22 protein-coding genes are annotated in these 23,461 nt (G+C 51.5%); 9 read left to right on the forward strand and 13 right to left on the reverse strand.

The features are described from left to right. Positions 1-1,290, forward strand: coding sequence for an arsenic transporter (locus H0248_RS18010; RefSeq protein ID WP_180786955.1), 1,290 nt, complete (start codon positions 1-3; stop codon positions 1,288-1,290). Positions 1,291-1,302: 12 nt separating this feature from the next. Further along, positions 1,303-1,728 carry a glutaredoxin-dependent arsenate reductase gene (gene arsC, locus H0248_RS18015; RefSeq protein WP_180786956.1) on the forward strand — a complete coding sequence of 142 codons (426 nt, stop codon included), beginning with the start codon at positions 1,303-1,305 and terminating at the stop codon, positions 1,726-1,728. 34 nt (positions 1,729-1,762) lie between these two features. Here the strand turns inward: arsC and H0248_RS18020 are convergent, their stop codons facing one another. The 6 genes from H0248_RS18020 to H0248_RS18045 all read right to left on the reverse strand — a co-directional run bounded on the left by H0248_RS18020 (position 1,763) and on the right by H0248_RS18045 (position 6,814). Beyond that, complete coding sequence (locus H0248_RS18020; RefSeq protein WP_180786957.1) at positions 1,763-2,587, reverse strand: amino acid ABC transporter ATP-binding protein; 825 nt, start codon at positions 2,585-2,587, stop codon at positions 1,763-1,765. Positions 2,588-2,611: 24 nt separating this feature from the next. Continuing rightward, the gene (locus tag H0248_RS18025; RefSeq protein ID WP_180786958.1) at positions 2,612-3,556 is read right to left on the reverse strand and encodes an amino acid ABC transporter permease; all 945 of its coding nucleotides are present in this window, start codon (positions 3,554-3,556) and stop codon (positions 2,612-2,614) included. A gap of 82 nt (positions 3,557-3,638) precedes the next feature. Beyond that, positions 3,639-4,193 (reverse strand): GNAT family N-acetyltransferase, encoded by a 555-nt coding sequence (locus tag H0248_RS18030; protein WP_180786959.1) that lies wholly within the window; start codon positions 4,191-4,193, stop codon positions 3,639-3,641. Between the two features lie 84 nt (positions 4,194-4,277). Beyond that, entirely contained in the window at positions 4,278-5,246 is a 969-nt protein-coding gene (locus tag H0248_RS18035; RefSeq protein ID WP_180786960.1) for an ABC transporter substrate-binding protein, read from the reverse strand. A gap of 67 nt (positions 5,247-5,313) precedes the next feature. Then, the gene (locus tag H0248_RS18040; RefSeq protein ID WP_180786940.1) at positions 5,314-5,463 is read right to left on the reverse strand and encodes a hypothetical protein; all 150 of its coding nucleotides are present in this window, start codon (positions 5,461-5,463) and stop codon (positions 5,314-5,316) included. A gap of 22 nt (positions 5,464-5,485) precedes the next feature. After that, positions 5,486-6,814 carry an LLM class flavin-dependent oxidoreductase gene (locus H0248_RS18045; RefSeq protein WP_180786961.1) on the reverse strand — a complete coding sequence of 443 codons (1,329 nt, stop codon included), beginning with the start codon at positions 6,812-6,814 and terminating at the stop codon, positions 5,486-5,488. 319 nt (positions 6,815-7,133) lie between these two features. Between H0248_RS18045 and H0248_RS18050 the strand changes: the two genes are divergently transcribed. After that, the gene (locus tag H0248_RS18050) at positions 7,134-7,679 is read left to right on the forward strand and encodes a flavin reductase (protein WP_180786962.1); all 546 of its coding nucleotides are present in this window, start codon (positions 7,134-7,136) and stop codon (positions 7,677-7,679) included. 188 nt (positions 7,680-7,867) lie between these two features. On the opposite strand, the gene H0248_RS18055 is transcribed toward H0248_RS18050, so the two are convergent. Then, the gene (locus H0248_RS18055; RefSeq protein ID WP_180786963.1) at positions 7,868-9,064 is read right to left on the reverse strand and encodes a M20 peptidase aminoacylase family protein; all 1,197 of its coding nucleotides are present in this window, start codon (positions 9,062-9,064) and stop codon (positions 7,868-7,870) included. A 613-nt stretch (positions 9,065-9,677) separates the two neighbouring features. Here H0248_RS18055 and H0248_RS18060 point away from each other — a divergent pair. Continuing rightward, positions 9,678-10,658, forward strand: a complete 981-nt coding sequence (locus tag H0248_RS18060) for an LLM class flavin-dependent oxidoreductase (RefSeq protein WP_180786964.1) — start codon at positions 9,678-9,680, stop codon at positions 10,656-10,658. A gap of 160 nt (positions 10,659-10,818) precedes the next feature. Next, positions 10,819-11,046: a hypothetical protein gene (locus tag H0248_RS18065; RefSeq protein WP_180786965.1), complete on the forward strand. Its 228-nt coding sequence runs from the start codon at positions 10,819-10,821 to the stop codon at positions 11,044-11,046. Positions 11,047-11,184: 138 nt separating this feature from the next. On the opposite strand, the gene H0248_RS18070 is transcribed toward H0248_RS18065, so the two are convergent. Continuing rightward, positions 11,185-12,213, reverse strand: a complete 1,029-nt coding sequence (locus H0248_RS18070; protein ID WP_180786966.1) for a LacI family DNA-binding transcriptional regulator — start codon at positions 12,211-12,213, stop codon at positions 11,185-11,187. A 494-nt stretch (positions 12,214-12,707) separates the two neighbouring features. Between H0248_RS18070 and ascF the strand changes: the two genes are divergently transcribed. Together ascF and H0248_RS18080 are read left to right on the forward strand one after the other, a co-directional pair. Further along, positions 12,708-14,168, forward strand: a complete 1,461-nt coding sequence (gene ascF, locus H0248_RS18075) for a PTS cellobiose/arbutin/salicin transporter subunit IIBC (protein ID WP_180786967.1) — start codon at positions 12,708-12,710, stop codon at positions 14,166-14,168. 40 nt (positions 14,169-14,208) lie between these two features. Then, entirely contained in the window at positions 14,209-15,639 is a 1,431-nt protein-coding gene (locus tag H0248_RS18080) for a 6-phospho-beta-glucosidase (RefSeq protein ID WP_180786968.1), read from the forward strand. A gap of 662 nt (positions 15,640-16,301) precedes the next feature. Here the strand turns inward: H0248_RS18080 and zinT are convergent. Further along, a complete protein-coding gene (gene zinT / locus H0248_RS18085; RefSeq protein ID WP_180786999.1) occupies positions 16,302-16,988 on the reverse strand; it encodes a metal-binding protein ZinT in 687 nt (228 codons plus the stop codon). A 164-nt stretch (positions 16,989-17,152) separates the two neighbouring features. Between zinT and zigA the strand changes: the two genes are divergently transcribed. Beyond that, positions 17,153-18,376 (forward strand): zinc metallochaperone GTPase ZigA, encoded by a 1,224-nt coding sequence (zigA, locus tag H0248_RS18090; RefSeq protein ID WP_180786969.1) that lies wholly within the window; start codon positions 17,153-17,155, stop codon positions 18,374-18,376. A gap of 353 nt (positions 18,377-18,729) precedes the next feature. Here zigA and H0248_RS18095 read toward each other — a convergent pair whose 3' ends face one another. From H0248_RS18095 to H0248_RS18105, 3 genes are all read right to left on the reverse strand, one after another. Continuing rightward, positions 18,730-19,470 (reverse strand): hypothetical protein, encoded by a 741-nt coding sequence (locus H0248_RS18095; protein ID WP_180786970.1) that lies wholly within the window; start codon positions 19,468-19,470, stop codon positions 18,730-18,732. A 243-nt stretch (positions 19,471-19,713) separates the two neighbouring features. After that, on the reverse strand, positions 19,714-20,859 hold the full coding sequence (locus tag H0248_RS18100; RefSeq protein WP_205558075.1) for an AAA family ATPase: 1,146 nt from the start codon (positions 20,857-20,859) through the stop codon (positions 19,714-19,716). 5 nt (positions 20,860-20,864) lie between these two features. Next, on the reverse strand, positions 20,865-21,749 hold the full coding sequence (locus H0248_RS18105; protein WP_180786972.1) for an RNA ligase family protein: 885 nt from the start codon (positions 21,747-21,749) through the stop codon (positions 20,865-20,867). Positions 21,750-22,248: 499 nt separating this feature from the next. Between H0248_RS18105 and H0248_RS18110 the strand changes: the two genes are divergently transcribed. Next, positions 22,249-22,842 (forward strand): hypothetical protein, encoded by a 594-nt coding sequence (locus H0248_RS18110; RefSeq protein ID WP_180787000.1) that lies wholly within the window; start codon positions 22,249-22,251, stop codon positions 22,840-22,842. Between the two features lie 143 nt (positions 22,843-22,985). Here H0248_RS18110 and H0248_RS18115 read toward each other — a convergent pair whose 3' ends face one another. After that, positions 22,986-23,390 (reverse strand): YybH family protein, encoded by a 405-nt coding sequence (locus tag H0248_RS18115; RefSeq protein WP_180786973.1) that lies wholly within the window; start codon positions 23,388-23,390, stop codon positions 22,986-22,988. Positions 23,391-23,461 lie beyond the last annotated feature (71 nt).

The raw sequence follows: 23,461 nt of genomic DNA on the forward strand, positions 1-23,461 counted from the left end.
ATGTTATTGGCAGGAATCATATTTTTACTGACCTTGATCCTAGTGATTTGGCAACCCAGAGGTCTCAGTATCGGATGGAGTGCCAGCATCGGGGCCGTATTCGCGCTGTTCAGCGGGGTCATTCACCTCAATGATATTCCGGTTGTCTGGAATATTGTCTGGAACGCGACGGCGACGTTTATTGCGGTGATTGTCATCAGCCTATTGCTTGATGAATCGGGTTTTTTCGAATGGGCGGCATTGCACGTATCCCGATGGGGAAACGGGCGCGGGCGTCTGTTGTTTACCTGGATTGTTTTACTGGGCGCAGCCGTTTCTGCGTTGTTTGCCAACGACGGCGCTGCGCTGATCCTCACGCCGATTGTGATTGCGATGCTGTTGGCTTTGGGGTTCAGCACTGGTACGACGCTCGCATTCGTTATGGCTGCAGGATTTATTGCTGATACGGCTAGCCTGCCGCTGATTGTTTCTAATCTGGTTAACATTGTGTCTGCCGATTTTTTCAACCTTGGGTTTGCTGAATATGCATCGGTTATGGTTCCCGTCGATATTGCAGCGATTATCGCGACGTTGATTATGTTACACCTGTTTTTTCGGAAGGATATCCCTGCAACCTACGACGTATCTCGGCTGAAAGCACCGGCAAGTGCCATTAAAGATCTGGCAACGTTCAGAGCGGGTTGGATTGTTTTGGTGCTTTTACTTACCGGATTTTTCGTCCTCGAACCTTTGGGGATTCCCGTCAGTGCTATTGCGGCCGTGGGCGCAACTATTCTGCTCGCAGTGGCAAAAAAAGGTCATGCCATCAATACGGGTAAGGTACTGCGTGGTGCGCCATGGCAGATCGTAATTTTCTCACTCGGTATGTATTTAGTGGTCTATGGCCTGCGCAACGCGGGGTTAACGGAATATCTTTCCAGTATTCTGAATCTGTTTGCGGAGAAAGGACTGTGGACTGCCACACTTGGCACTGGCTTTATGGCTGCGCTGCTTTCCTCAATCATGAACAATATGCCCACCGTATTGATTGGTGCCTTATCTATCGACGGCAGCACCGCAACAGGCGTTATTAAAGAGGCAATGATTTATGCCAACGTGATTGGCTGCGATCTGGGGCCGAAAATTACACCTATTGGTAGCCTGGCGACACTGCTTTGGTTACATGTGTTATCACAGAAAAACATGACGATCAGTTGGGGATACTATTTCCGTATCGGAATTGTCATGACACTGCCTGTGCTGTTTGTCACGCTGGTTGCGTTGGCGCTGCGGCTATCCATCACGTTGTAATGAGATATTGATATGAGCAAAATAACGATTTATCACAACCCTGACTGTGGCACCTCGCGTAATACGCTGGAGATGATCCGTAATAGCGGCGCAGAACCCACGGTGATTTACTATCTTGATACGCCGCCTTCACGTGATGAACTGGTGGCGCTCATTGGTGACATGGGAATCACGGTTCGAGCCTTGCTGCGCAAAAACGTAGAACCTTATACACAACAGGGGCTTGCTGAAGAAAGATTTACTGACGAACAGCTCATTGATTTCATGTTGCAATATCCGATCCTGATAAACCGTCCGATTGTCGTTACTCCGTTGGGAACTCGACTATGTCGCCCATCAGAGCTGGTGCTGGATATTCTCCCCGATCCGCAGCAAGGCGAATTCACCAAAGAAGATGGTGAAAAAATCACTGATAAATTGGGTCAACGCGTAAAATAGAGCCAGAAGGGGTCATCTGGCTCAATGCGCTTTCTCACAGCACCTTATTCAAGAAGTTGATCGTCCGCGGGTGGCGAGGGTGGTTCAGCACCTGCCAGGAATCGCCGCTTTCGACAATTTTCCCGTCTACCATAAATACGACTTGGTCGGCCACTTCGCGCGCAAAGCCGATTTCATGTGTGACGACGACCAGCGTTACGCCGGATCGGGCGAGCGATTTGATGACATCCAACACTTCCCCAACCAGTTCAGGATCGAGCGCAGATGTCGGTTCATCAAACAACATCACTTTCGGCTTAAGTGCCAGCGCGCGGGCAATGGCGACGCGCTGCTGCTGGCCGCCAGACAGGTGACGGGGATAAGACTGTGCTTTGTGGCGCAGACCGACGCTTTCCAGCAGGGTAAAGGCGATGTCTTCGGCTTCCTGACGCGAATACAGCTTATGCGCCAACGGGGCTTCAATGATGTTTTCCAACACGGAAAGGTGCGGGAACAGATTGAAATTCTGGAACACATACCCGACGTTGATACGCTGGCGTAGTACGTCCTTTTCTTTCAATTCATAGAGCGTATTTCCTTTGCGCCGATAGCCGATGTAGTCGCCGTCGATGCGGATAAAACCTTCATCCACGCGCTCAAGGTGATTAATGGTACGCAGCAGCGTGGATTTGCCCGAACCGGACGGCCCCAGGATCACGGTGACAGAACCGGGTGCCAGCGTCAGATTGATATCCTCCAGCGCGTTGTGCTGACCAAAATGTTTCGCCACGTTGCGGATCTCAATCAGCCCGCGAGCGCTTTCTGCCTGTGGTTGTGCGGTGGTGCGCGCGTGAGCAAAGTAGTCGATAGCTTCAGACATGGTGACTCTCCAGAATCGGGTAGATTAACGTGCGTGCTTGCGCGTGAGGAAACGGATGAGTCTCTGGCGCGGTGTTGGCGGCATTTCACGCACGGCACCGCGGGACACATAGCGTTCCACGTAGTATTGGATGACGGATAGCACCGTGGTGATCAGCAGATACCAGATCGTAGCAACCATCAGTAGCGGAATAACCTGCTGCGTACGGTTGTAAATGACCTGCACGGTGTAAAACAGCTCTGGCAACGCCAGTACGTAAACGATCGACGTGCCTTTTGCCAGACTGATGATCTCATTGAAGCCAGTCGGCAGAATCGAACGCAGCGCCTGTGGCAGAATGATGCACACCGTACGGCGACTGCCGGGCAGACCGAGTGCAGCGGAGGCTTCAAACTGCCCAGCATCGACGCCAAGAATACCGCCGCGAATGATCTCTGCCGTATAGGCGGATTGCACCAGCGTCAGGCCAAGTACCGCGACGGAAAACTGATCCAGTAAATCGATGGTTGGATAGCGCAGGAAGACCACGGAGGTAAACGGAATTCCCAGCGCCAGCTCGTCATAGAGATACGAGAAATTGTAGAGAATGATCAGCACCAGAATCAGCGGCAGTGACCGGAATAGCCAGATATACAGCCACGATAGCGTGGACAGCAGATAAGACGGCGAAAGCCGAGCCAGCGCCAATGCGGTGCCGAAAATAATGCTGAATAACGTGCCCAACGCGGTCAACAGCAGCGTTTGCCCCAGACCGGCGAGAATGACTGGATTGAAAAACCACTCGGCAAAGACTGCCCATTCCCAGCGCGGGTTCAGCGCAATGGACTGAATAACTCCGGCAAAAATAAACAGGGAGAATAGTGCCCCGGCAACACGAAAGGGATAACGCGCGGGCACAACGTGCAACGGCGGTTCCTGTGTCTGGCCCAGCGGTGCTTGCTGAGAAGACGTGTGTAGAGATTGCGTCATAATCGATACCCTTTGAAGGTGATTCTGAAAAACGTCCTTTTGCTTTTAATCACCGCACAGGGTGAGTCTCGGTGTGCTGGGGTCAACACACTTTCAAATGGCGAGCCATAAGATCGACTTCCGTTTGGCGAGCAGCCTGAGGCGCTGCTACGTCAAACAGCGCTTTCTTAAACGGCAGCCGTCCATCGTAAGGCGGAATGCTGTAGGTTGCGGGATCGACGCGGATATCGAACTGAGGCGTATAACCGTGGCTCAGATAAAGGTTCACCGCTTCTGGCTGGCGGAAACCCGTGGTCAGAAAAAAGTGCTGATAGCCTAACCGACGGGCGTGCTGCTCCAGCTCCTGCATCACTTTTCCTGCCAGCCCCTGACGACGCAGTGAGCTATCCGTCCATACCCGCTTAATCTCGGCAGTGGTACTGTCGTAGCGTTTAAACGCGCCGGTAGCAATCGGTACGCCCCGACGCAGCAGTGCAATAAAAATGCCGTGCGGCTGCTGGTAGATTCCCGGTGGATCGCTTTCCCGCTCACCAAAAAAATCGCCATAGCGCTGTTCATATTCCGCGAACAGGCCGTCGATAATGGGGGCCACGATAGGGTCCTCGGGCTGGGTCACAATGAAGATGTCGTCGGACATGGGATGCTCCTAATTCGTTAACGTATTTCAGCTATCGGTAACCATTGCGTGTCGAGCGTGGCGTCCCGATAGCCATCGGCGATATTAATCGCCCAGTCCCGGCGGATTGATTTCTGAACGGTCAATACGTTCGATGCTTTCTCCCCAGCGGTTCAGCACCTTGTCGTATTCACCGCGTTTAATTACGCCGTTCAGCGCGGTATTAATCGGCTGCACCAGCCCGCTGCCTTTGCGCGTGGTGACCGCGATATGTGCGACGTTGGGATAGCCGCCGTTGACCGTCCCGACATGCTTAACCTTGCCAGTCAGCTCCGCTTTGTAGGCACCGATCACGTTGGGGCCGAAATAGGCATCGGAACGACCGGATTGCAGACTCAGGTTGGCGGCCGCATCGTCTGTGACATAAACCGGCTGAAAAGCGGGCAGGCCGTTAGCGCGATTCTGCTTATCCCACGCCAGCAGCACCGCTTCCTGATTGGTGCCGGAGCCGACAATAATCTTCAGTCCAGCGATGTCCTTCGCTTCCTTAATGGACTGAATCTTACTGGTGGATTTCACATAGAAGCCGAGCGAGTCGATGCGGTAGGTGGCGAAATCGAACTTTTCCTTACGCGCTTTGGTGACGGTAATGTTGATGATGGCGGCGTCATACTTGCCGGAAGCGACGCCGAGCGGCCAGTCTTCCCACGAGGTGGGGACGATATTCAGTTCCAGTCCGAGGCTGTCGGCCACCAGTCGGGCGATATCTGGCTCGCTGCCTACTACGGTTTTGTTGTCGTCGGCCAGAAACGCCAGCGGCGGTGACGATCCCAGCGCGGCAATCGCCACGGTGAATTTACCCGGTGTGACGAAGGTAAAGTCAGCCGGAATCTGTGCAATAGCGTCTGCATTCTTCGGGGCATGGATCGGCTGCTGATTGGCTTTCAGGTCAATATCCGCCTGTGCTGTCGTGACGGAAAATGTGCCGAGCAGCAGCGATCCCGTCAGTAGCCTTGTCAACAGCCATGGGCGTACGCGATGCGTCTTGGATGAATAGGCGATCTCTTTTTGCATTTGTCTTTCCCTTGCAGGTGAGTTGTTATAATTGTGACGCTGTCACTTTGTGGTGTGCCATTTTTACTTAATCGCCGATACCTGGCGGGTTCACGACGGACAGTGTGATTTTTTCATCGTCTTCGCCCCAGCGGTCCAGCACTTGCGCCTGCGCTACCAGCGTGGCGCTCAATAATGTCGCCAGACCGGTCACGGTGATAAAAGAGGAACGCTTCACGGTGAATCTCCTGTTGCGCGAATTAACGCGTGAATTGATTCACCGGATAATCCAGCGCCAGATTTTCCCGCAGCGTATAGCCGGGATATTCCTGATGGAGCAGGCCGCGCTGTTGCAGCAGGGGAACGACGCGATCGACAAAGTGGTTGAGTGTATCCGGCGTGCCGCCCTGAATGATGAAGCCGTCAGCGGCACCGTTTTCAAACCAGAGTTGTAAGCCATCCGCCACCTGTTCGGGCGTACCGCTGAAGACGGGGCGTGGCGATGCGGCTTCCAGCGCGACCTGCCGCAGCGTTAAGCCTTTTTCCTGCGCGTTGCGTTTGATTTCATCGGTGGTGCTGCGGAAGCTGTTTTTCCCCAGATCGCCGATATCGGGGAACGGTTCATCCAGCGGATGCTGTGAGAAGTCGTAGTGCTCAAAGTAGCGTCCCAGATAATTGAGGGCATCCTCAATGGTGACCAGCTGTGCGGTTTCCTGATACTGACGCTCGACGTCCTCCGCGTCGTTGCCGACAATCACGCTGACGCCCTGAAAAACATGTAGTTGATCGGCCCGGCGACCGTTTTCTTCCAGTTTCTGTTTTACCTCGCGGTAATAACGTTGCGATTCTTCCAGCGTGTGTTGATGGGTGAAGATGGCATCGGCGTGTTTGGCGGCCAATTTTTGGCCGTCTTCAGACGCACCGGCCTGAAACACAATAGGGCGACCCTGCGCGGATCGGCCAATATTCAGCGGCCCCTGTACCGAGAAGAACTCCCCTTTATGGTTCAGCGTGTGCAGCTTTTCGGGATCGAAGAACTGTCCGCTGGCTTTGTCACGAATAAAGGCATCGTCTTCCCAGGAATCCCACAGGCCTTTCGCCACCTGAAGGAATTCATCGGCAATGCGGTAGCGCAGCGCGTGTTCCGGATGCTGCGCACGGGAAAAGTTTTTCGCCGATCCTTCCAGTGGCGATGTCACCACGTTCCAGCCTGCGCGACCGTTGCTCAGGTGGTCAAGGCTGGCGAATTGCCGAGCAGTGGTGAAAGGCTCGGAATACGATGTCGAGAGCGTACCGACCAGACCAATATGGGTGGTGACGGTAGCCAGCGCAGACAGTAGCGTCAGCGGTTCAAAGCGATTGAGAAAATGAGGGATCGATTTTTCATTGATATACAGGCCGTCGGCCACGAAGACAAAATCAAATTTCCCTTGTTCGGCTTTTTTTACCGCATCCAGAACAAAACCAAAATTAATGCTGGCGTCGGGTACGACGTTTTTATGTCGCCACGCGGACATATTTCCTGCCGCACCTTGTAATAGTAAACCCAGTCTTAATTGTCGGTTTGAAGATGTTTGTTGTTTACTCATTATCAGGAACCTTTTATTAATTGAATGTGCTTGTTATTCGTTGAATATGTTTATTCTTAATTGGTCGTACTTCCATGAAAGTGAAAACAGTCCGTCAATAAACCGGCTATCAATCAACAAGCCATCAATAGGCATTCACGTATTCAATGAAAGGTTAATAGGGCGTTAATGGCGTGTTTTCACTATTGATGAGGCGCGATGTGATGTAAAACAACAAAAATGGATAATGAAATTCGAAAATTTCAGATGATGACGCGGCTTATTTTGTTAGTATAATGTTAATGATCGTGTCTCTCGCCGTATTTAAAGGAAGCATTTAATGTCTGATCTTGTTGCTGAACGACTCGTTACCGCGAATGACGCGGTTCTCTCTGTGGCGGTTGCCAGCGTTGACCAGCAGGCGTTTCGCGATGCGATGGCAAAGCTGAGCGCGGCGGTCAATGTCGTTACGACGGATGGCCCGGCAGGTAAGGCCGGATTTACGGCATCCGCCGTGTCCAGCGTCAGCGATTCGCCCGGTACGCTACTGGTGTGTCTGAATCGCGGGTCGTCGGTATATCCCACGTTTCAGGCGAATACGCATTTGTGCATCAATACGCTGGCTTCTCATCATGAAGCGCTGTCGTCGCTGTTTGGCAGCCGATCTTCTACCGAAGAACGGTTTGCCGCGGCGGAATGGGACGTGTTACACACGGGCTCGCCGGTGTTGCGGGATGCGCTAGTGGCGTTTGACTGCGTAGTTGAAGAGGTCGTGAGCGCAGCGACGCACGATATCTTCATTTGCCGGGTGTTAGCGATTAAGCAGGGCGAAAGCACCGATGGTCTGGTGTATTTCTCCCGCCGTTATCATGCGGTTCGTGGTTAATTTGTATAACTTTCTCTCCTAATGCCCTCATCGTAATTAATTAATTGATTTATAAAAATTGCTGCCTCCGTCAGGTCAATCTGACGGAGGTGATGAGTTGATTACGTCAGTCCGATATTAGGAGAGACACGGGGATGAGGTTCCCGCAGGGATGCCTCGTCCCGTGGTTGCTCCGAGTATCTCGCTCGTCAAACGATCGGCATTACCGCCTGTGGTGGGGTAACTTTCGTGGTACGCAGGCGATGTAGTGCGGCTTCCGCCAATTGAGCAAAATAGCGTGAGGCTGGCGCAATCGCGCTTTCATTCGGATTGAACTGAGGGTGATGCAAGCCAAATTCGCTGTTTGAGCCAATGCTGACGAACGTGCCCGGCACGTCCTGAAGATACAGGGCAAAATCCTCGCCGCTCATTTGCAGTTCGGCGTTTTCTACCTGATAGCCCGCGTCTCTGGCAATTTGCTTGCTGAAATCCGCCCATTCGCTGGTGTTCACAACCGCAGGCGGGCCGGGATACCATTTCAGCTCCGCTTTTGCGCCCAGCGCAAGGGCGATGCCGCCGATCAGTTGCTCAATTCGCTCCGGGATTTCCGCGCGAATCGCGGCATTGTAGGTGCGTACCGTGCCTTCCAATTCTACCGTTTGCGGCAGGACGTTCCAGGTGTTGCCGCCCTGAATGCGCGTGACGCTGATGACCAGCGACTCCAGTGAACTGAAACTACGGCTGGGCAGGGTTTGCAGCGCATTGACGGTATTGCAGGCGGTGACGATGCTGTCGATGCCCTGTTCGGGTTTGGCCGCATGTGCGCCTTTGCCCGTAATGTGAATAGCGAAGCGATCCACGTTGGCATAAAACGGGCCGCTGCGTGTCGCGAAAGTGCCAGCGGGAAGCTCAGGGGCGTTGTGCAGGCCGAAAACGGCAGCGACATCGGCGAGTGCGCCGGCGCGGATGAGTTGTTTAGCGCCGGTAGACACTTCTTCTGCGGGTTGGAAAAATAGCCTGATTTTACCCGGTAAGACAGATTCGCGTTTTTTCAGCAAACAGGCAGCACCCAACATCACGGCGGTGTGGAAATCGTGTCCGCAGGCATGCATGACGCCAGCGTGCTGAGAGCGAAATGGCACATCGACTAACTCTTCAATCGGCAGCGCATCAATATCGGCCCGCAGCGCAATCGTTGGACCACTACCGTGACCGATCTCGGCAACGACGCCCGTGGTTAAGGCAAGGGGCAACAGGCGGATGTCTTTCTCTTGTAGCCAGCGGGTAATGTGCGCGGTGGTTTGGTGTTCCTGATTGGACAGTTCTGGGTACTGATGCAAGTGCCGTCGCCAGTTAATTAGCTGCTGCTCGAATGACGTATCACAACAGGGGATAGATTCAGCCATATCAATACACCTCCTTAACAAAACTTAAACACGATAAAGGTAGCCGATAGCTACTCTACGGATAAATACCGTCTGGTTATATTTCATGCCTTTTTATCCCGTCATATTTCAAACGTCCCGTATTGTTACCTTTACGTTACTGGGTTAGCCGTGATGTCGCCAGCAAGGGCAGGGCGAGATCTAACTCACTTTGTGTGGTTATTATGCTCAAAATAGATACGATTTCAGTTCAAAGAATGCACGTCAGATACATAATTACCGATTGATAAAAGGTTATTAATATATGGTTATTATCAAATTTCTTGAATTGTATGCGTTTTAAGCAAAGTGGAATCCCGCCCTGCCAGCAAGGGACGCGAATGACCTAGTGATATCATTTATTTTATCCCGTGATGTTAATTTCGTCTTTATTAAAATATCTGCTAATAAAATCCATTATTGATATTTATATTTCACCCTGTTATGCAACATTCTTCTTATTCTGCTTTTGCACTGGCTGGTTTTATTGCTCCGTTTATTTAAACGGCGTTTTGAAATGACGGACTTTTACATGCATAGCCTTGCAATAAAATAAATAGCGCTAACGGATAGTCGCTGAAAATAAGGAAACATCGTGGGATATACGCTCAGTTTATTAGATCAAAGTCCGATCGCCGAAGGAAGGAATGCGGCGCAGGCGTTGGCGCAAACCGTGGCGCTGGCGAAAGTGGCAGAAGCGCTTGGCTATTACCGCTTTTGGGTTTCCGAGCATCATAATTCCGATGAATTAGCGGGATCGTCTCCCGAGGTCTTGATCACCTGGTTGTTGGCACACACGACAACGCTGCGCATTGGCTCCGGTGGCGTGATGTTACAGCATTACAGCCCGTATAAGGTCGCGGAGAATTTTCATGTGATCAGCGCTCTGGCGGGCGGGCGTGTGGATTTGGGGATCGGCAAAGCGCCAGGCGGACTGCCGCTGGCGACGCGGGCGTTACAGCAGGAGATCGGTGAGACGCAGCGGGTTGCCTTTACGGAGAAACTCCATCAGCTAAACCGCTTTCTCGACAGTCATGACGAGACGGGCGAGCGCTTGAATGCGACGCCATTACCTGAACATACGCCGCAGCGCTTTCTGCTGGGTGCCAGTCAGGAGAGTGCGCGGTTAGCTGCCTCGCTGGGCTGGAGTTTTGTCTTCGCCGGGTTCATCAATGCCAGTGAAACGCTGCTGACGGAATCTCTCTTGAGCTATCGGGAGTTGAAACCGGCCAACGCCCAGACACTGCTGTCGCTGTCGGTGATTGCCGCAGAACGCCATGAGGATGCGGAGGCGTTGGCCAGCACGCAGCATAACTATAAAGTTTACATTGAGAACAAACCGCCGCTGACGGTAGGTAGTCAGGAACAGGCTGATAGCTTCGTTCGGCAAGCGGGCGCGACGGATTTCCGTATTGTGCAGGAGCCGCGCAATGTGCTCTACGGTACGCCAGAGCACATTCATCAGCGTCTGGAAAGTTACCATCAGCGTTTTGGTGTAGATGAGTTCATCATCCATACACCCGTGACATCCCCCCGCGAGCGTGAGGCGTCGATTCGACTGCTGGCGCAGCGTTGAAAACGTGAGCGATGACGCGCTATGGTAGATACTGATACGGTAGCACCAGCGGTGTTTTTTCAGACAAAACCTTACATATTCCCCCTGTTTGACTGTTCTATACTCAGTAATAAGCAAGATAAATTTTACTGGCAGAGAAGATGAAATAGGGGGAAGAAAAATGATGGGTCTCAACCTAGTTTATCCAGTGTCATATAGCTCGATGCCTGACAAAACCGATCATGTTCAGGGCATTTCCCGCTCGTCGCAACTGTCTGGTTACCCTAATCAGGGCGCGTCTACCCGAAGTCGGACGACGTATGACAATAGCGCGTCGGTCTTTAAGCCACCGATAGCCGATGGGGTGAATCGTCCAACGGAAAATAACCAGCTTAACGTTTACGTTTAAGATGGTATCAGACAGATAAAAATGGGCAATCACGTGCTGTAAACGATCGTTTTCGGTGCGTAGGTTGCCTTCTTTTTTTGCATTAACGCTTCTTCAAAAAGCATCTTCTACAGTAGTCATACGCTAGGTATTGCGGGGTTAATCGCGTATTTTTAGCGTGTACGGCCCGTTCTGAATGGAATCTCTGACCTGCAACTCCGACAAGAATAGATTGTCTTTTGATAAATAGCCGCCGTCCAGCATCGCGATCAGGCGGTTAATCACTTCGTTGATCATATCGCTCACCGGATCTTTGACGCTGGAGAGTGACGGTTTCAAAAACGGGGCGGTGGGAATATCGTCGAACCCGACGACAGAAACGTCGTGCGGTACGGCAACACCAGCGTCATCCAACGCTTTTATCGCGCCAATTGCCATATCGTCATTGCTGGCGAGAACGGCGCTGAACGATACCCGGTTATCGCGCAGGGCGTTAATGGCGAGCGAACCACTGCGCGGCGTCCATTTTCCTTTCACAATCAATTCATCCCGTACCGCGATATTGGCCGCCGTCAGGGCATCTTTATAGCCGGAAAGACGTTCGATAGCGGTCGGCGAATCCAGCGAACCGGTGATAAACGCGATATCTCTGTGGCCGCGCGCAATCAGATGTTGCGTGGCGTTATAGCTGGAACCTTTGTGATCGCAACAGATACAGTGGCTCTGGTGTTTCCGCAGTTTACGGTTAACCACCATGATCGGCTGTTTGTGCTTCTCGATGATGTCGTCCATTTCATCCACGGTGAGAAAACGGGGATAGATGATGATCGCATCACAGCGTAACCCCAACAGGAATTGAATCGCGGCGCGCTCTTCATCGGCGCTGTGTTTGCCATCGACCAGAATTAGCTGGCGCCCGTTGTCTTCCAATTTCTTGGCGGCCTGTGACAGCAGCTCGTTAAAATAGCTGCCGTTATAGAGCGTGTTGGTTACCACCAAACCAATACAGGCGGATTTGCTGGTCGCCAGATTCCGCGCCAGTAAATTTGGCCGATATCCCGTCTCCTCAATGGCCTGATAGACCAGCGTTTTGGTTTCTTCACTGGTATAGCCTTTGCCCGATAGCACGCGCGACACCGTCGCTTTCGATACGCCTGCTTTCTTCGCCACTTCCTGCATTGTCGACATGGGACATCCTGAGACGTTGAGTACTCCCATCATTTTACACACTTTATATCCGTCATACTTCAAGTTGCATGTGCGTTGGCTGCGCTTAGTCACCCGAATCACTTACTTGAGTAAGCTCATCGGGATGCCTTCGTTTGCCGCCTGCCTGAAACTCGAATTATTTAGGATATGGACCAGTAGCAGGGTGATGAGTGCAGAACCGAAGCGATCGAGGGGAGTAACACGCTATTCATGACGATCGCGATCACATAAGAAAAATATTCATAACAAAATTATTGAAATTACATTCATATATAAACACTATCATGTGGAACCGGTTACCCATCGGCGTTTCATCACGTTGCATGGAGCAGGGATACCGGCATGAATACTTTCATAACTGTATGAAATTGAATAATAAATATGCGCACATCAAGTGATATTCCCGTTTGGGACGTGTTGAACGGTGTGTTGAATTGGGTGTAGCGCGCGCGATTACGAGAGATTGTCTATCCATGTCAAAGAATTATGCGGCTGTATCCCGTTCTATCGTCGATGCCATCGGTGGTGCTGATAACATCGCTGCCGTGACACACTGTATGACTCGTCTGCGCTTTGTGCTGAAAGATAATGATGCGGCGAATGTGGCCGAATTGAAGGCGATAAGCGGCGTGTTGGGCGTCGTGAAAAATGATAACCAGTGTCAGGTCATCATCGGCAACACCGTTTCTCAGGCCTACACCGAAGTGGTGAAACTGCTGCCAGAAAGCGCGGGAGCTGAAAAAGCCGTACCGGTGAACAATAAAATTACGCTGAGACGCATCGGCGCGGGGATTCTGGATGCGCTGATTGGCACGATGTCTCCGCTCATTCCAGCGATTATCGGCGGCTCGATGGTGAAACTGCTCGCCATGATCCTCGACATGACCGGGGTGTTTGAGAAGGGTGCATCGACGATAACGATTCTGAACGTGATTGGTGATGGCGCGTTCTTCTTCCTGCCGATCATGGTGGCGGCCTCTGCAGCGGTAAAATTCAAAACCAATATGTCGCTGGCGATTGCTATCGCCGGGGTGCTGGTCCATCCGACGTTTATCGATCTGATGGCAAAAGCAGCGCAGGGTCAGCAGGTGGTGTTTATGGGGCTGACCGTCACGGCGGTGAAGTATACCTACACCGTGATTCCGGCGCTGTGTATGACCTGGATTCTGTCTTACATTGAAAAATGGGTAGACCGCATTACGCCAGCGGTGACCAAAAACTTCCTGAAACCGATGTTAATCGTGCTGATTGCCTCCCCGATTGCCATTATGCTGATCGGCCCGATTGGGATCTGGATCGGTAGCGGTATTTCTGCGGTGGTGTACACGGTGCATGACTATCTGGGCTGGCTGTCCGTTGCGATCATGGGCGCTATTTGGCCGCTGCTGGTAATGACCGGTATGCACCGCGTGTTTACCCCGACTATCATTCAAACCATCGCTGAAACGGGTAAAGAAGGCATGGTAATGCCGTCTGAAATCGGCGCAAACCTGTCGCTGGGTGGTTCTTCACTGGCGGTTGCCTGGCGCACCAAAAACCCGGAACTGCGCCAGACGGCACTGGCGGCGGCGGCTTCGGCCATTATTGCCGGGATCTCTGAACCGGCGCTGTACGGTGTGGCTTTGCGTCTGAAGCGTCCGCTGATCGCCTGTTTAATTACTGGTTTTATCTGTGGTGCCGTTGCGGGTATCGGTGGGCTGGCAAGCCATTCAATGGCCTCGCCGGGGCTGTTTACCAGCGTGCAGTTCTTTGACCCGACCAACCCGATGAGCATTGCCTGGGTATTCGGTGTCATGCTTCTGTCCGTCGTGATTTCCTTCTTTGTCACCTTGCTGTTGGGCTTTGAAGACATCCCAGTCGAAGAAAAACCGGAAGAGAAACGCGTACAGGGCGATGAGGTTTCCGCGCCGCAGCACGCAGTGAACACGAATTAAATTAAGCACTAATTAGCTGAAGTACGAAGGAGAAGAGCGTATGTCTGCATCAACATTTCCCAATGGGTTCTTATGGGGGGGCGCGATTGCGGCCAATCAGGCAGAAGGCGCGTACCTTGAAGGCGGTAAAGGGCTGACGACGGTAGATATGATTCCCCATGGCGTGAATCGTCTGCCGGTGAAACTGGGGCAAGAACCACGTTTCGCGCTGCGCGAGGATGAGTTTTATCCCAGCCATCAGGCGATCGATTTCTATCATCGCTATAAAGAAGATATCGCGCTGATGGCGGAAATGGGGTTCACGGTGTTCCGTACTTCCATCGCCTGGAGTCGACTCTATCCGAACGGCGATGAGCTGACGCCCAACGCGGACGGCATCGCCTTTTATCGCGATGTGTTTGCCGAGTGCAAGAAGTACAACATCGAGCCGCTGGTGACGCTGTGCCATTTCGATGTGCCGATGCATCTGGTCACCGAGTACGGTTCATGGCGCAACCGCAAAATGGTGGAGTTTTTCGCCCGCTATGCTCGCACCTGTTTTGAAGCCTTTGACGGGCTGGTGAAATACTGGCTGACGTTCAATGAAATCAATATCTTGCTGCATAGCCCGTTTTCTGGCGCGGGGCTGGTCTTTGCCGAAGGGGAAAACCAGGAGCAGGTGAAATACCAGGCGGCGCACCATGAACTGGTGGCGAGTGCGCTGGCGACGAAGATTGCGCATGAGATTAACCCAGAAAATCAGGTCGGCTGTATGCTGGCCGGTGGCAATTTCTATCCGTGGTCGTGCAAACCGGAAGATGTTTGGGCGGCGCTGAATAAAGATCGGGAAAACCTGTTCTTTATCGATGTGCAGGCACGTGGCACCTATCCGGCGTATACCGGCCGTTTGTTTAAAGAGAAGGGCATCACGATTACCTCTGAGCCGGGCGATGATGAGATTCTCAAGAACACGGTAGACTTTGTGTCCTTCAGCTATTACGCCTCCCGCTGCGCCTCGGCGGATATGAACGAGCACAACAGCAGCGCGGCGAACATCGTTAAATCGTTAAAGAACCCGCATATCAAGGCGAGTGAATGGGGTTGGGGAATCGACCCGCTGGGCCTGCGCATCACCATGAATATGATGTATGACCGCTATCAGAAACCGCTATTTCTGGTCGAGAACGGGCTGGGTGCGAAGGACGAGATTAACGCACGGGGCGAGATTGATGATGACTATCGTATCAGCTACCTGCGCGAGCACATCAGCGCGATGGCGGACGCTATCGGCGACGGTATTCCGGTCATCGGCTATACCTCATGGGGCTGTATCGATTTGGTCTCTGCCTCCACCGGCGAAATGAGCAAACGCTACGGTTTCATCTATGTCGATCGCGATGACCAAGGTGAAGGCACATTAGCCAGAAAGAAAAAGAAATCGTTCTACTGGTATAAGAAGGTGATTGCCAGCAACGGTGCCGACCTGAGCTAAAGCCAATAAGGTTACTGCTATAGCCCTCTGACGGAGACGTCTGGGGGCTATTTTTTGGTTCACGCTAATCCGCGATGAACCTTATTTTTCGCTCTCCATCGACGGGAAAGCACTGGACGATCGTGTTTTCGGCAAGGACATGCTGTGGTCGCCGGATTCGCGTTATCTGGCAGTGCAAGAGTGGCTCTCCACGTCGGAGCGCGACGGCCCACAAACGGCTTCATCATTGCTTACCCAAGGATATTCATCCGAAATACACTGCGCCACGGGCTGTAAAAGACACGTGATATCGTGTGATGAAAGCAATGGTGAGACGACTTGATAATTTTTACTTACTGAACCACGTGCCATTTTTCGCTCCTTAAGTAATGGCTTAGCTTTCACAATAAACCGCATTAATCTCTGTCTACGGCAAACGCTAGTTGCGCCTATCTTAACATTCTCACCAAGTAGCTCGATTGCCCAGTTAGATAAAGTTCGAACAGTTAGAGAAAGAAACGCAGGTGCGATGGGGGTTGTGTTTCTGTCAATTGATGGCATATCAGCGAAAAGGGTACTGCAATTAGACATGAATCACTGAACGTGATGTCACATTCTGGCGTCGGGTCAGAAGGCATAGCCTGAAAACGGACCATGCCTTCTGATAAGGGATTCAACGTCTGTTAATGATGCAGCAGCTCATCAACAACCTGATCGCTGGTGAGCTGATAGGGGTAATACGTTGGCCAGTTGTCCATTTCTTTGAGAATCTCTTCTTGCGACGTATTTCCCATAAAAATATGGAAATGAGCGGATTTACGCGGCGCAATGGTGTGATCGCTGAACTGAACGTATTTCGGTGCTTTTGACTGGGCATCTTTACATTCAAACAGATAACGAACGCCTTTTTTACCCGATACATAGGTCAGGATCTTATGCCCAGAATAGTCGTAATGGCATGAGGTCACTTCGCCATCTTTGTAGAACGTCATTACGCCATTGTCGATTTTTATTTCTGAAACATTGGTGGCGTAACCTTTGCGGTAATAATCTTTAACCTGTTCAAATGTTTTACTTTTATCGCTTTCAGCTTTCTTTTTGAACACGGGATCCATCTCACCCGATAGCATAATCGGGTAGACCGATTGCCACATTCCTTCCCAGTCGGTAAGCGCTCTGTCTTTTACATCGCTGTCGTTGAAAACGCCATTGGATGCTTTCTTTTCAATGTCGCTCATGGGCGCACCATGTGAATGAGCGTGAGTATGGCCATGAGAATGGTTATGCGAATGATCGCCATGCGCGGCGACCTGACCGGTTACGAAGAGTGCCCCCAAGGCGAGTACAAGTTTCTTAATATTATTAGACAAAATCAAACCCTCAATGATTTTCCATGATTGAATTGTTATGTTATAACATAACAAATAACGCATAAAAAGATTATCGCAATGCGTGTTTAAAAGCGAAACATTCGTGGTGATGAATCATTCCGAAGCAGAAAAGTAACAATGCAAATCATTAGAGAGTGTGAAATATGGCTGACGTTGTAGCTCGACAGAAAGCAGATGCAAGACTACCTGTGACCGTACTATCCGGCTTTCTCGGCGCGGGAAAGACCACGTTACTTAACCATATTCTGAATAATCGTGCTGGCCGCCGCGTCGCGGTGATCGTTAACGATATGTCAGAAGTGAATATTGATGCTGCGCTGGTGAGGGCGGGCGGCGCTGAGCTTTCACGGACGGACGAAAAGCTGGTTGAAATGAGTAACGGCTGTATCTGTTGCACGCTGCGTGAAGATCTCCTGATCGAGGTTAATCGGCTGGCGAAAGAAGGGCGTTTTGATCAGTTGGTCATTGAATCAACCGGTATTGCGGAACCGCTTCCGGTCGCGGAGACATTCACGTTTGCGGGTGACGATGGGGAAAGCCTCTCTGAAGTGGCTCGGCTGGATACGATGGTGACCGTTGTCGACGGATATAACTTCTTAAAAGATTACACGTCGGTGGACAGCATCCATTCACGCGGAGAATCGTTAGGAGAGGGTGACGAGCGCAGCGTTGTGGATTTGCTGATCGACCAGATCGAGTTCTGCAATGTCATTATCCTCAACAAAACCGACCTGATTGATACGGCGCAACAGCAGAAGCTGGTCGCGATTATTCGTTCACTGAATCCGGGAGCAAAAATACTTCATGCACAATTTGGCGCTGTGCCGCTGAACGAGGTGCTCGACACGGGACTGTTTGATTTCGACAAAGCGGCGCAGGCTCCCGGATGGTTGAAAGAGCTACGCGGCGAGCATACGCCTGAAACTGAGGAATATGGCATCACCAGTTTTGTTTTCCGCGCGCGTCGGCCGTTTCATCCTGCCCGTTTCGCGCAGGTCATGGAAAATTCGCTCACCGGGGTTGTCAGATCTAAAGGCTATTTTTGGTTAGCAAGTCGCCCGGAATATGCCGGATCGTGGTCTCAGGCAGGTGGCGTAGCGCGTCAAGGACTGGCTGGTTCATGGTGGGTCAGTGCGCCGAAAGAAAGATGGCCAACAGATAACGAATCGCTGGATTACATTCGTTCCATTTGGGTGGATGGCGTGGGCGATGCGCGGCAGGAACTGGTGTTTATCGGTATCGATATGGATGAACAGGCGCTGCGAGCCCGCCTGGATGCTGCACTGCTGACGGACAAAGAAATGACCGAAGGTCTGGCGATGTGGGTATCTTATCCTGATCCAATAGATCCCTGGTTTGCGTCATAAACGTATGGGGAATTTGGAAAAGGCCTGATTTTTCAGGTGGTGGAAAGATTTAAAATCCCTCGGCGTTCGTGCTGTGTGAATTCAAATCTCACTCCGGCTATCATGGGAAAGACAAGAATAATTAAAGTAATAAGCAGTATCGTGAAACCACCTCCGGGTGGTTTTTTTGTGCCTGTAATTCACGCCCTGTGCATATCCTGTGATCACGGGGCGCAATGAAGTGCAATCTCCAGCCTGGCAATGTCGAATCGAACGTGTCACCTCTAACATAGAGAACTTGGCCGTTTCGCCCGATTTCCGGTACTTCTCCGGGAAGGCAAGTTCAGAATGCCTACTGAGTAATCTGTAATACACTAGTCGCCATCAGTGCAAAGTTGCTTAATTCGTGCAATCACCTCATATCTGTACTTCTGGTGTCCACGCATAGCCCTTGGATGGGCTATTCTGAAACAGATTGCATTACCTACTTTAAACTCCCATAGCTTCCCCGGAATGACGGAAGAAGTCTCATAGCCGCCTAGCTCAGTAAGCACCTGCTTGATGATGTAGTCTGTTCTCCGGGCTCCGGATGCAAAGATAATGAAATCGGGCTCAAGGTGTTTAATTTGTGCATCCAACAATTTCACTGAGGCAGATATCACTTCCTGAACTTCACTTTCAGGGCGAATGAGTGGTGTCAGGCGATCATAATCCCACGCCAGTAGATTGGCATATACGATAGCCTGAGGAGGGATATTCAACTCATGAGCCAACCGGAAATAATATTGTGTGAATCGGCTACGTGATTTGAGGTTTAGTGTTCCATCTTTTTTAGTTGGTAGATGCTGCTTGTAACGTTCGAAAGCCTCTTCAACCACCTGCTCTATGCTGATATCAGGTATAAGGCCCAGCACCCGAGACATCCTATTCTTCCCATTCAGCGTATTCCAGCCAGATGTTTCACGGCCAACCAGCATGATTTTTACCGGGGAATGCCAGTATTCATCAAACGGGACAGGTAAGAAGACACCTGAGTATTTATCCTCTTCTAGGTTAAATGACTGGGCGTTAAGTCCCTGTAGTATTTGCTTATACGCGTTTATTAGTGCTTCCATGCTTTGTTCCACTCCGAAATGAAAAATACTTCAAATATATATTATTCACATGAGATCAGTCGGGTATATGAAGATAACTATGCAGAAAATACTTCCGGTTTACCAACGCCACTGTCCCTACGTACAATTTATCGTCCCCGTGCGTTTCGAGGACGATAAATTGATCTATGAAAAACAGTATCTTAGTGCAGAAAGACGCGGTGTTACCGCATACGATGCTTCGTTTACCGCGCTGTGGCTGCATTAAGGTTCATAGCGAACAACATGTGCTTCCGTCGGTGCGGGAAGCTCCCATTTTGTCAGCATACCTTGCAGCGTTTTATTGCTCAGTGTGGTGTCCCGTTTCCCGTTGCGGCGCAGTAATTCCTGACGCGGGCGCTCCAGATAGACAATCTCCACTTCTGCGCCGTAGGCGTAGCACAGATCCAACGTGCGGGTGCGCATTTGCTGGCTCAGGTGTGTGGCGTTCCACACGAACGGTTCATGCGTTCGCAGCAGTGAACGCGCTTTGTCGGTCGCCCAATGCACCGCTTTCCCTTCATTTTCGCCATGTTTCAGTCCCAGCTCTGTTCGCGCATCGTCGAAAGAAACTGCGGGTAAATCGTGCCGATGCGTCCGCACCCAGGTGTCTTTTCCCGATGCGGGCAAACCGCACATCACGGTGACTTTCGAACCCGGCTCCTGAAACAGTGGATAATCTGGATGCACATCGGCTCCGCGAAAATAGCTCAAGCGCGTGTGAGCATCGACAAACGATCTCGGTTGGCCGTAACAGCCTTCTTCCCGCGCCAGCTCGCGGAACAGCTCAATACTGTCGAGCACGCGCGCTTGATCCTGACAGATGCGCCCGCGCATATCGGCTTCCGCCAGCGTTGCCAGCAGCGGAATACTCAATTGCCAAGAGAGTTCGCGAATCGTAAAGATCGGCGACATCCGACGGCGTTCATCCTCAAGGCAGTAAAATGGCACCTGATGCACCGAAATTAAGCGACAAATCGCTTCCCGAATCGCAAACGGAACGCCTGCATCCCACAGCAGCACCCGGGCGTCGATAGCACCTTTGCGCGAGTGTCCCGGCTGACCAATCTGACCCGTTACTGGGTCAATCACTGTCGTGCGATATTTTGCAACGTCATGCAGCAACGCGGCAAAAAACAAAATTTCCTGCTGCTCGCGCGTGGCTGTCTGGTAATCGTGAAGCTGCAAGAGCGACTCGACCACCATGATGGTGTGTGTCCAGACATCACCTTCACCGTGATAGCGCGGTTCCTGCGGCGTCTCTTTAGCGCGTTGAAGTACTGGAAACGCGTCCAGACAATCAGCAAAATCTGGCTGTGCGCCAGAGGTGGGGACCAATCCCCTGATGATATTCCAATCCATGATAATCATACTCCTTACTTATCGGGCATCGCGGCGACGAGCGCGTCTAAAGAACGCAGCGTATTCAGCCCCAGCATTTCCCAAGATACGGTTGGACAGGGCGCGTACAGATCAACGCCGTCAGCCAGTTGGTTCGGCAAAATCGGGCGCCGGGAATGATGCGAGCCGCTGTCCAAAATGGTCTGGATGAAGTCATGGCGTACCAGCTTGTAACGTGCCAGTACCTGTTCATCATCTTCAACTTTTAAATAAAGGCCTTCCGAACGGTCCGATTTATCGGTTTGCTGCCAGCACAGCGCGAGCGGCAAACCTTCACGCTGCACGGTGGATTCAAACGCGGTCTTCCAGTTCTGGCTTTTCGCCAGCGAACGGAACACCAGCTTCCACAGCAATGCCGGATTTGTTGGCATCTCCCCGGCGTAAAGCACCGGAACGGACAACACGGGCGAACCGGCCAGCATCGCGTGCCGGCGCGCTGTCGATAAAAAAATGCCCTCACGACGATCGTAAATATCAAATTCGTGAAAGTAGTGCGGCAACCGGTCGTAAAACACGGAATGCTTGCTGTACGCCCATTCGCCGTACATCACGAAACGGTCTTCCAGCAGCTCAAGAAAACGCATTTCGTGCGCAGTAGCCCAGAACTTGAACGAGTTGAACTGCCGTTCCCGTGAGCCACCAGCCAGATAGTGGCCGCGCGACTGGAGCAGGAGTTCCGCCGTTTCATTGAAAGACACGCCGCTGTTCGCGCCGTCGATCTTTTCTTCGATCACGACGTAACGGCCTGCCAGCGCTTTCAGTGCAATTTGGTCCGACGCATCATCGCCAGACTGTAAACGCGAACCTTCCAGATGCGGGGTACGTGGATACTTTAATAATGGTATTGAATGTAAATACATGTTTTTCGCCTGCTGCGTTATTGGCACAGCCAGGCCCATCTACGGTAAAAAAGAGGGCCGACGAACGTGTTCTGGCGCGAGTCAATAGCTGGCCGCTGGCATTCCAGAGGTCAGAGTCGCGGGGGAGGAAGCGGGAGGTTCATTTTCTGCTCCGCACAATAGCGGGGAAAACAGGAAACTCGTACCGCAGCCAACGCTGGCGCAGACTGCGCCGAATCGAGGCTGCTTAATGCAGTCGTCGGCGGTTAGTGGGGGGCTGACGTACAGGGCACTTTAGGGCTCCAAATGACACATTGGGGGTGAGTAAACGGCGCGATTCTAGCGAAGGAATTCTCCGACAACAAGTTTTTGTATAAAAAATGCTATTCTTTCCTGTAGTTGTAGAATGCGCTGTCACGTGTAAACGTGGTAAAAAGGCCAGAGGTTATCGACGTTAGCGTGATAAGAATGGCGCGTGGTGGGATAGGGGAGTGCATACAATGAATAGCAGGGGAATATGATGAAAATCAGTGTGATAAAGAAAGGGATTGCGGTTCTGTTACTGGTGCTGCCGCTGTACGGTGTCGCAGAGACAAAGGATCCAGATTTGTTCGCTGGCTATACCACGCAGGATCTCACCGCGGCATTACCTGCGCGACTGTTGAACATGGTTCAGCGAGAGAAAGTGGTCGATGCGGCAAACCACATGGTGCAGACCGAGTATGTTGACCCTACGACAGGCAATAAGGCGCTGGTTTCATTGTTTATGCTGCCGCCTGATAAAGATGGCAATGTTCCGATTGCCTCCAAGCCCAGCGATCTGGATGCAGTGATTGCGAGTACCGAAAAAGAGATGCTGCGCCAGCGTATTAAGCCCGACCAGCGTGCGGGAAACATTGACGGTGCGACGCCTTTTCGCTGCTTACAAACGATTCTGAATAACAAGGTTCTGCATTCGCTGTGTTCGACGCTGGTTAAAGGGCGCGTGCTGGAAGTACAGGCGATCAACACGGTCGATAATATTCAGGATGAAGTCGGGCTGAATAAGGTCATCGGGCAACAAAATGAATTTGTTATCGGGATGGGAAAAACGCTGCTGGCGCTTAAAAAGTAATCAGCACTGACGTAGCAGGCAAACGTCAGCGGTGACAGACCGCCACGGTTTCTCATCAACATTCCTGAGCGAAGGCGAGCACCTTCGCTTTTTTTGCACCAAAACGCCCCTAGTTCTCCCTTGCTTCAGCACTGGAACACACTCTATGAACTTATCTTGGTAGTGCAGTAGCGCGCAATCTTCCATGATTCAGCTGCGTGCTTATGTAGCAGAAACAACTCCTGATAAGCCGCTGGAGTGACGATGCCCGTCGCTTTGTCTGTTTCTGTTCCCTCGGTAGCACTTCGAACGAATGCCCAGTCTGGGCTGATTTGCTCCACTTCCTTTATTTCATATTTCATACTGAAGCCGATTGTTTCAAATACGCTATTATAGGCAAGCTCAAGCTCATCCTTGCCTATTGATGCTGGTCTGCCCGGTCCCATAAGCACGCCATCATTAGTATATGTTTCGATTACAGCAGGGATGTCGGCACGATTGAAAGCTGTCAGATAAGCGACGGCTACTGCTTCAATTTTCACCAGTTCTTCATTCAATGTCTTACTCATTATTATTCCTCACTAAGCGTGTTGCGTGGTTTCGGTATCCAGATAAGACAGACCGGGCAACCATATTCCCG

Source organism: Pectobacterium brasiliense (genome assembly GCF_013449685.1).
In the GTDB taxonomy this organism is placed as follows: Bacteria; Pseudomonadota; Gammaproteobacteria; order Enterobacterales; family Enterobacteriaceae; genus Pectobacterium; species Pectobacterium brasiliense_A.

What these genes read in the sequence shown, in the direction of transcription:
- H0248_RS18010 (WP_180786955.1), top strand. Translation starts at nt 1, where the DNA reads ATGTTATTGGCAGGAATCATATTTTTACTGACCTTGATCCTAGTGATT.
- arsC (WP_180786956.1), top strand. Translation starts at nt 1,303, where the DNA reads ATGAGCAAAATAACGATTTATCACAACCCTGACTGTGGCACCTCGCGT.
- H0248_RS18020 (WP_180786957.1), bottom strand. Translation starts at nt 2,587, where the DNA reads ATGTCTGAAGCTATCGACTACTTTGCTCACGCGCGCACCACCGCACAA.
- H0248_RS18025 (WP_180786958.1), bottom strand. Translation starts at nt 3,556, where the DNA reads ATGACGCAATCTCTACACACGTCTTCTCAGCAAGCACCGCTGGGCCAG.
- H0248_RS18030 (WP_180786959.1), bottom strand. Translation starts at nt 4,193, where the DNA reads ATGTCCGACGACATCTTCATTGTGACCCAGCCCGAGGACCCTATCGTG.
- H0248_RS18035 (WP_180786960.1), bottom strand. Translation starts at nt 5,246, where the DNA reads ATGCAAAAAGAGATCGCCTATTCATCCAAGACGCATCGCGTACGCCCA.
- H0248_RS18045 (WP_180786961.1), bottom strand. Translation starts at nt 6,814, where the DNA reads ATGAGTAAACAACAAACATCTTCAAACCGACAATTAAGACTGGGTTTA.
- H0248_RS18050 (WP_180786962.1), top strand. Translation starts at nt 7,134, where the DNA reads ATGTCTGATCTTGTTGCTGAACGACTCGTTACCGCGAATGACGCGGTT.
- H0248_RS18055 (WP_180786963.1), bottom strand. Translation starts at nt 9,064, where the DNA reads ATGGCTGAATCTATCCCCTGTTGTGATACGTCATTCGAGCAGCAGCTA.
- H0248_RS18065 (WP_180786965.1), top strand. Translation starts at nt 10,819, where the DNA reads ATGATGGGTCTCAACCTAGTTTATCCAGTGTCATATAGCTCGATGCCT.
- H0248_RS18070 (WP_180786966.1), bottom strand. Translation starts at nt 12,213, where the DNA reads ATGTCGACAATGCAGGAAGTGGCGAAGAAAGCAGGCGTATCGAAAGCG.
- ascF (WP_180786967.1), top strand. Translation starts at nt 12,708, where the DNA reads ATGTCAAAGAATTATGCGGCTGTATCCCGTTCTATCGTCGATGCCATC.
- H0248_RS18080 (WP_180786968.1), top strand. Translation starts at nt 14,209, where the DNA reads ATGTCTGCATCAACATTTCCCAATGGGTTCTTATGGGGGGGCGCGATT.
- zigA (WP_180786969.1), top strand. Translation starts at nt 17,153, where the DNA reads ATGGCTGACGTTGTAGCTCGACAGAAAGCAGATGCAAGACTACCTGTG.
- H0248_RS18095 (WP_180786970.1), bottom strand. Translation starts at nt 19,470, where the DNA reads ATGGAAGCACTAATAAACGCGTATAAGCAAATACTACAGGGACTTAAC.
- H0248_RS18100 (WP_205558075.1), bottom strand. Translation starts at nt 20,859, where the DNA reads ATGATTATCATGGATTGGAATATCATCAGGGGATTGGTCCCCACCTCT.
- H0248_RS18105 (WP_180786972.1), bottom strand. Translation starts at nt 21,749, where the DNA reads ATGTATTTACATTCAATACCATTATTAAAGTATCCACGTACCCCGCAT.
- H0248_RS18110 (WP_180787000.1), top strand. Translation starts at nt 22,249, where the DNA reads ATGAAAATCAGTGTGATAAAGAAAGGGATTGCGGTTCTGTTACTGGTG.
- H0248_RS18115 (WP_180786973.1), bottom strand. Translation starts at nt 23,390, where the DNA reads ATGAGTAAGACATTGAATGAAGAACTGGTGAAAATTGAAGCAGTAGCC.